The sequence below is a fragment of the Pseudomonas sp. genome (assembly GCF_050739995.1).
In the GTDB taxonomy this organism is placed as follows: domain Bacteria; phylum Pseudomonadota; class Gammaproteobacteria; order Pseudomonadales; family Pseudomonadaceae; genus Aquipseudomonas.
Map to the genome: position 1 here is coordinate 1 of NZ_JBOICG010000729.1, position 7,238 is coordinate 7,238.

Below are 7,238 nucleotides of genomic sequence, written 5' to 3' on the forward strand. Positions count from 1 at the left end.
GCCCAGCGCGGGGCAAGCCCGCTCACTACAGAGGCTGCGTTCGACACCCCACAGCTTAAGGGCAAGCCCGCTCCCACTTTTGGGTCACGCTGCATCCGTTAAATATCAGTGAGCCGCCAGGTCCACCGAAAAACAACAGCCATTCGGCTCCCTGGCCGTCAGCTCGACCCGCCATTGCTGAATGCCGCAAATCCGCTGCACCAGCGACAAGCCCAGTCCAAGCCCTTCGCCACGGCTTTGCTCACCCCGCACGAACGGCTGGAACATCGCCTCGCGCTTGTCGTCGGGTATGCCGATGCCACTGTCTTCCACGCTGAAGCCGTGCTCACTCAGGGTCAGGCGAATAAACCCGTGATCGGTGTAATGCCAGGCGTTGCGCAGCAGGTTGCCCATGACCGATTGCAGGAACGTCAGGTTGTACGGCTGCGAAGAGGCATGCTCGCTGTCATAGACAAACTCCAGGCCTTTTTCGCGAATCAGCCGCCCCCAGATCTCCACCAAACCATCCGCCACTTCTTTCAAGCTGGCCTGCACGCCGTTCCCTCGGGCATCCGCAGCCCGCGCCAGCATGAGGAAGGTGTCCACCAACTGGCGCATTTCATCGCTGGCCCGGGCAATACGGCCGACCTGCGCCGCCGAGCGCTGATCCAGGGACGGATCACTGAGCAATAACTCACAGGAACTGGCCAATACCATCAGCGGCGTACGCAATTCGTGGCTGACGTCACTGGTGAAGAGTTTTTCCCGGCTCAACGCATCTCGCAGTCGACCCAGCGTCTTATCGAAGGACAAGGCCAGTTCCCCCACTTCATCCACCGCGTAGTCCGGGTGCAGGGGCGGTGCCATGTCCAGTAATTGGTCACGATGGCGCACCTGCCGCGCCAGGCGGATCACCGGCGCCATGACTCGACGCGCCAACAAGCGGCCCAGCAGGACCGCCAGCAGAATACTCAGCACAAACCCCACCGCCACCGCGGCGAACAGCACACGCTCGCGTTGCTCGAAGCTTTCCTGGTTACGCAGCAGCACGTATTGGCGACCGTCTACCACCTGGGCAACCGCGTAGTAAGACTGCCCCTGATACTCGATTTCCTGGAACCCCGGTGCCAGGGTGGCCAGCGCCGGGTCGAGGGCCATATCGCCCGATTCGCCCTGGGCAAAAAACAGTTCGTCTTTTTCGGGGCGATGGCTCCACGTGGCCGCGTCGTCCTGGCGCAACAGACGGTTCAAGCCGCCGCCCAGGTCGGCACTGGTGAGCTTGTACTCCACCACATGCACGGTCGCCACAATGCCTGCGGCGAAGACGCCCGCCACAAACGCGCTCATCAGCGCGAACACAATCACGATCCGTTTCGTCAGGCTTTGCCTGAAATCCATGCCCATACGAGGTTCCACTGCCGCGTTCAAACTGCAATACCAGAGGCGTCGGGCAGTGCCTTGCGACGCCGACGTTCGAACCAAAGATAGACTACAGGCGTAGTGTAAAGCGTAAGAATCTGCGAAACCGCCAACCCGCCGACAATCGCAATACCCAGCGGCTGACGCAATTCAGAGCCGGCCCCATGCCCGAACGCCAGCGGCACCGCCCCCAACAACGCCGCCAACGAGGTCATCAGGATCGGCCGCAAGCGCAGCAGACAGCCTTCGCGCACCGCCTCGCGGGGCGACAACCCCTGCTGCTGGGCCTGCAAGGTGAAGTCGACGATCATGATCGCGTTTTTCTTCACGATGCCGATCAGCAGGATGATGCCGATCATACCCAGCACCGACAAGTCCTGGCCGCACAGCATCAGCGCCAGCAACGCGCCGAACCCGGCGGACGGTAAGGTCGAGATGATCGTCAGCGGGTGGATCGCATTCTCGTAAAGCACACCGAGCACGATGTACACCGTGAGGATCGCCGCCAGAATCAGCCACGGCTGCGACTTCAGTGAATCCTGGAAGGCCTGGGCGGTACCTTGGAAACTGCCGACCACCGTGTCGGGCATCGCCACCGCCAGGCTCGCCTGGTTGATCGCATCCACCGCGTTGCTCAAGGCCTGGCCGGGCGCCAAGTCGAAAGACAAGGTGATCGCCGGGAACACGCCCTGGTGGTTGATGATGATCGGCACCTGCTCAGTCTGCACGTTCGCCAGCAAGTTGAGCGGCACCAGTGCGCCGGAACTGGCGCGCACAAACAGGTGTTCCAGGGTGGCGGTGGAGGTTTGCCAACTCGGGTCGAGTTCGAGAATCACATGGTTCTGGTCCAGCTGGGTAAACATCGTCGCGACTTGACGCTGACCGAACGCGTCGTACAGCACATCGTCAATCGCCTGCACCGTCACGCCCAGGCGCGCTGCGGTCGGGCGGTCAATGACCAGGGTCGATTGCGCGATGGCCTGCTGTTGGTCCGAGGTCACGTGCTGCAACTGCGGCAAGGTCTTGAGCTTGGCCATCAGCACGCCGCTCCAATGGTCCAGCTCGACGCTGTCCGGGTCTTGCAAGGTGTATTGGTATTGGGTCTTGCTGGCGCGGCCACCGATCTGGATGTCCTGGTTGGCCTGCATGAACACCTTCACCCCATCCAGGCGATCCAGCGCCGGTTGCAGGCGCCGGATCACTTCAGCGGCACTGGCGGTGCGCTCGCTGAAAGGCTTGAGGTTGATCATCACCTTGCCCTGGCTCACGGTCGGGTTGGGGCCGATCCAGAAGTACACCCGTGCCACCGCCGGGTCCTGGCCGATGACTTCGGCGGCGCGGTTGACCTGGGCACGCATGGCCAGCGGCGAGATGTCCGGCGCGGCTTCCGCCACCCCCTGGATCAAGCCGTTGTCCTGCTGCGGGAAGAAGCCCTTGGGAATGCCCACATACAGCACCGCCGTGGCCGCCAGGGTGGCAATCGCCACCGCCAACGTAATGCGCTGGTGGTCGAGCACCCAATCCAGGCTGCGCCGGTAGCCATCGTGCAAGCGTGTGAACGCCCGCTCGCAGGCCTGGGCGAAGCGCCCTTCTGCTTGCTCGGCATGGGGTTTGAGCAGCCAGGCGCAGAGCATCGGTGTGATGGTCAGCGAGACGATGCACGACATGATGATTGCCACGCTGACCGTCACCGCAAACTCACGCATCAAACGCCCGACGATCCCCGACATCAGCAGGATCGGCAGGAACACCGCAATCAACGACACCGTCATCGACACAATGGTGAACGCCACTTCGCGCAAGCCATCCACCGCCGACTGCAAGCGTGACTTGCCCATCTCCAGGTGGCGCACGATGTTTTCCATGACCACGATGGCGTCGTCCACCACAAAGCCCACGGCGATCGCCAGGCCCATGATCGACAGGTTATCGAGGCTGTAGCCCAACAGGTACATCACGCCAAACGTCGCCACCAGGGACAGCGGGATGGTCAAGCTGGGAATCAGGGTGGCCGTGGCCTTGCGCAGGAAGATAAAGATCACTACCACCACCAGCGCGATAGACAGCAGCAAAGTGAATTGCATGTCGTTGACCGAGGCTTCGATGGTTTGCGTACGGTCGCCGACCACCTGCACCTGCACATCGCGTGGCAACGAAGCGGTGAGCTCCGGCAGCTTGGCCTTGAGCGTGGCGATGGTCGACAGCAGGTTGAAGCCCGGCTGCTTGTGAATATCCACGATCACCGTGGGTTCACGCCCCAGTTGCGCGGCTTGCTGGGTGTCTTCTGCCCCGGCGATCACCCGGCCGAGGTCGCCCAGCTTGATCGGCATGCCGTTTTTGTAGGCGATGACCTGATCACGGTAATGCTGCGGGTCGAGCATCTGGTCGGTGGCGCCGAGGGTGACAGAGCGGCTCGGCCCATCGAGGCTGCCTTTGGGCTGGTCGAGGGTGCTGACGCCAATCACGCTGCGCACATCTTCCAGCGTCAGGCCACGGGCGGCCAAGGCGTCGGGGTCGATCTGCACGCGCACGGCAGGCTTCTGCTCGCCGTGGAAGTCCACCAGGCCCACGCCCGGCATTTGCGACAGGCGCTGGGCAATGTAGTTGTCGGCGTAGCGATCCAACTCCGGCAAAGTGCGCGTGGGCGATGTCACCGCCAGGGACAACACGGTGCCTTCGGCCGGGTTGACCTTGTTGAAGGTCGGCGCGCTGGACATGGTTTTCGGCAGGTTCGGCGTGGCCGTGTTGATCGCGGTCTGTACGTCCTGGGCGGCGCCGTCGATGTCGCGGTTAAGGTCGAACTGCAGGACGATCTGGGTCTTGCCGGCCGCGCTGGAGGACGTCATCGAAGTGACTTGCGGCACCGCGGCAAAAGCCCGCTCCAGCGGCGTTGCTACCGAGGAGGCCATGGTCTCGGCACTGGCACCGGAGAGTTTGGCAGTGACCTGAATCGTCGGAAAATCCACGGTCGGCAACGGCGCCACCGGCAGTTGGAAGTAGGCAAACGCGCCCAGCAGCATCACGCCCACCGCCAACAGGCTGAGGCCGACGCGGCGTTGAATCAAACCGGCGAGGCCTTTCATGGTTTGGCCTCCGCCAGCGCAGCATTGTCGGTGTTGGCCGGCATCACCTTGACGCCTGGCGCGATACGGGATTGGCCCTGTACCACCACGGTTTCACCGGCGCTCAAGCCTTGGCGAATCCACTGTTTGCCGTCGACCACAGTGCCGGCGTCGACTGGGCGGGGCTGCACACGCTGATCGTCGCCCACCACGTACACAAAATTGCCTTGGCGACCGAACTGCACGGCCTCGGCGGGCACCACGGTGACGTCCTGGTGGGTTTGCACCAGCAAGCGTGCACTGACCAGTTCACCCGGCCACAGCTTGCCGGCGGCGTTGTCGAATTGTGCCTTGAGTTGCACCTGGCCGCTGGCAGCCGCGACCTGACTGTCGATAAAACTCAAACGCCCTTCGGCAATGGCCTGGCGACCGTCGCGGGTCATCGCCACCACTTGCAACGCGCCTTTGGCGTTCTCTTCAAGAATCTGCGCCAAGTCATCCTGGGACACGGCAAACGCCACCGAAATCGGGTTCATCTGGGTGATCGTCACCAGCCCCGTGGCCTCGGCACCGTGGGCAATGGCGCCGACGTCCAGCAGGCGCTGGCCGGTACGTCCAGTGAACGGCGCCTTGACTTGGGTGAACTCCAATTGCAGGCGTGCGCTGTCCAACGCCGCCTGATCGGCCTGCACCGTCGCCTGTTGCGCGGCGAGTTGGGCACGGAAGGTGTCCACGTCCTGGGTCGGCCCGGCCTTGGCGGCGGCCAGTTTGCTTGCACGGTCGAGGTTGACCCGCAGGTTGGCCAGTTGCGCCTGATCCTTGGCCACCAGCGCCTGGGCCTGGGCGACTTGCGCCTGATACACCCGTGGGTCGATCACCGCGAGCAAGCTGCCCGCCGTCACCATCTGGCCCTCGTTGAACAGAATCTTTTGCACTTCACCATCGACCCGCACCCGCACATTCACGCTGTTGAGCGCCTGCACGTTGCCGATGGCGCTGATCCAGATCGGCAGGTCCTGGCGGCTGACCGGTGACAGACGCACTGGCACGGCGCTCGCCTCCACCGGCAACGGTGCGGCCTGGGCACGGCGAATCCATTGGACACCACCGGCCACGGCGGCCAGTGACAGCACAATCAGGACGCCCAGAACCAGACGATGGCGGGAATTCAAGACACTCATGGCTGAGTCACCTGTACAAGAGATTGGGAAACTGTGCGGGCGGCGGAAAAATCCCCGCCCAAGGCGCGAAACAAACCGACGGCGGCCTGCAGATGTTGCAGGCGCACCTGGAGCAGACTGTCTTCGGCCTGGTATTGGGTGCGTTCGACGATCAACAGCGTCTGGAAGTCGGTAGAGCCCAGGCGATAACGCACCTGGGCCAGGCGCGCGGCTTCGCGGGCCGAATCGACGGCGGCCTGGTTGAGCGTGTAGCTCTTGTCCAGCTCGCGAGCGGCGCTCAGTTGGGTCTCGACGTCTTGTAAGGCCTCGATGATCGACTCACGGTAGCTGGCGGTCAGTTCCTGCACATGGGCTTGATCGAAATGCAGTTGGCCCTTGAGCTGGCCACCCTGGAACAACGGCTGGCTGAGGGTGCCGATGGCGCTCCAGATTTGCCCGCCGGCCAGGGTGTCGATGCCGCCCAGCAGGTCCAGGGACAGGTTGGGCAGAAACGCTGCGCGCGCCACACCCACGTCGAAGTTGGCCGACACCAGACGCGCTTCGGCGGCCTGAATGTCCGGGCGCTGACGCAACAGGCCAATCGGCAGGCCCGTGGCCGGCTGCGGCACTTGCAGGCCCTTGAGCCCCTCACCTTGCAGATGGAAACCCTCAGGCGGTGCCCCCACCAGCACCGCCAGTTGATACAGCGCCTGATCGCGTTGCTGGCGCAGCGGCGGCATGGCGGCCTCGAAGGTTTGCATGGCGTTGCGCTGTTGGGCCACCTCCAGGTTGGACACGGCGCCCTGGCTGGCCTGCACTTCCACCAGGTCGAGCACTTGGCGCGCGTCGTCGGCGATGGACTGGGCCAGGCGCAGGCGCTCTTGCAGGGACAGCACTTGGAAGTAACTGTCGGCGATGCTCGCACTCAGGGTCATGCGCAAGGTGGCGGCGTCGAACACCGTGGCCTTGGCCAGTGCGTCGGCCGAGTCCGCCGCTGCGCGCTGTTTGCCCCAGAAGTCCACTTCATAGGAGGCTTCGGCAAACACACTGCGCTTGGCTGTGGTGCCGTAGTTGTTCTGGCGCTGGTAATTACCGCCCAGGTTGAGCGCCGGGTACTGCGCGGCACCCGCCACCTGAGCCGAGGCGCGGGCCTGATCGATGCGGCTGGCAGCGGCCTGGAGCGTGTAATTGCCGGCCAGGCCACGGGTAATCAGTTGCTCCAGTTCAGCGCTGTGGAACTCCCGCCACCAACTGCCGCCCTGCGCCGCGGCCGACTTGCCCGCGTCCCATTGAGACGCCAGGGGCAAGCTGGGCGTTTGATACGCGGGCACCATCGAACAGCCGCCAAGCAATAGCAGGCCGACGAGCCAAAAAGAATTTCTTGCAACTGACATGGGCACGCGATCCCCCGCTAAAGAATGCGGCGAAGATAGCGAGAGGTGCCTGCCAGGGCGTTCGTCGGTAGATAAACTTTTGTTTAGGAAGCCTGGAAGCTGTAGCCGGCGCCCGGAATGGTCTTGATCAGCGAGTACTCGAAGCCTTCATCCAATTTGCGTCGCAAGCGATGGATGTGTTTGTCGATCACGTTGTCGTTGGGGTCGAAATCATAGTCCCAGGC

General features: G+C 63.3%; 5 protein-coding genes. All 5 read right to left on the reverse strand.

Annotated elements, in window-relative coordinates; all coding sequences use genetic code 11:
• Nucleotides 1-105: 105 nt before the first annotated feature.
• Nucleotides 106-1,377 (reverse strand): sensor histidine kinase, encoded by a 1,272-nt coding sequence (locus ACRESD_RS24610; RefSeq protein WP_431753293.1) that lies wholly within the window; start codon nt 1,375-1,377, stop codon nt 106-108.
• 26 nt (nt 1,378-1,403) lie between these two features.
• Entirely contained in the window at nt 1,404-4,481 is a 3,078-nt protein-coding gene (locus ACRESD_RS24615) for an efflux RND transporter permease subunit (protein ID WP_431753290.1), read from the reverse strand.
• Entirely contained in the window at nt 4,478-5,641 is a 1,164-nt protein-coding gene (locus tag ACRESD_RS24620; protein WP_431753291.1) for an efflux RND transporter periplasmic adaptor subunit, read from the reverse strand. The genes ACRESD_RS24615 and ACRESD_RS24620 overlap by 4 nt, the downstream gene beginning before the upstream one ends.
• Complete coding sequence (locus ACRESD_RS24625; protein WP_431753292.1) at nt 5,638-7,014, reverse strand: efflux transporter outer membrane subunit; 1,377 nt, start codon at nt 7,012-7,014, stop codon at nt 5,638-5,640. The genes ACRESD_RS24620 and ACRESD_RS24625 overlap by 4 nt, the downstream gene beginning before the upstream one ends.
• 83 nt (nt 7,015-7,097) lie before the next feature.
• The coding region (locus ACRESD_RS24630; RefSeq protein ID WP_431753294.1) for a winged helix-turn-helix domain-containing protein at nt 7,098-7,238 on the reverse strand (141 nt) is incomplete at its 5' end.

Excerpts from the sequence above, each read along its gene's own strand:
- ACRESD_RS24620 (WP_431753291.1), bottom strand. The coding sequence starts at position 5,641 with ATGAGTGTCTTGAATTCCCGCCATCGTCTGGTTCTGGGCGTCCTGATT.
- ACRESD_RS24615 (WP_431753290.1), bottom strand. The coding sequence starts at position 4,481 with ATGAAAGGCCTCGCCGGTTTGATTCAACGCCGCGTCGGCCTCAGCCTG.
- ACRESD_RS24625 (WP_431753292.1), bottom strand. The coding sequence starts at position 7,014 with ATGTCAGTTGCAAGAAATTCTTTTTGGCTCGTCGGCCTGCTATTGCTT.
- ACRESD_RS24610 (WP_431753293.1), bottom strand. The coding sequence starts at position 1,377 with ATGGATTTCAGGCAAAGCCTGACGAAACGGATCGTGATTGTGTTCGCG.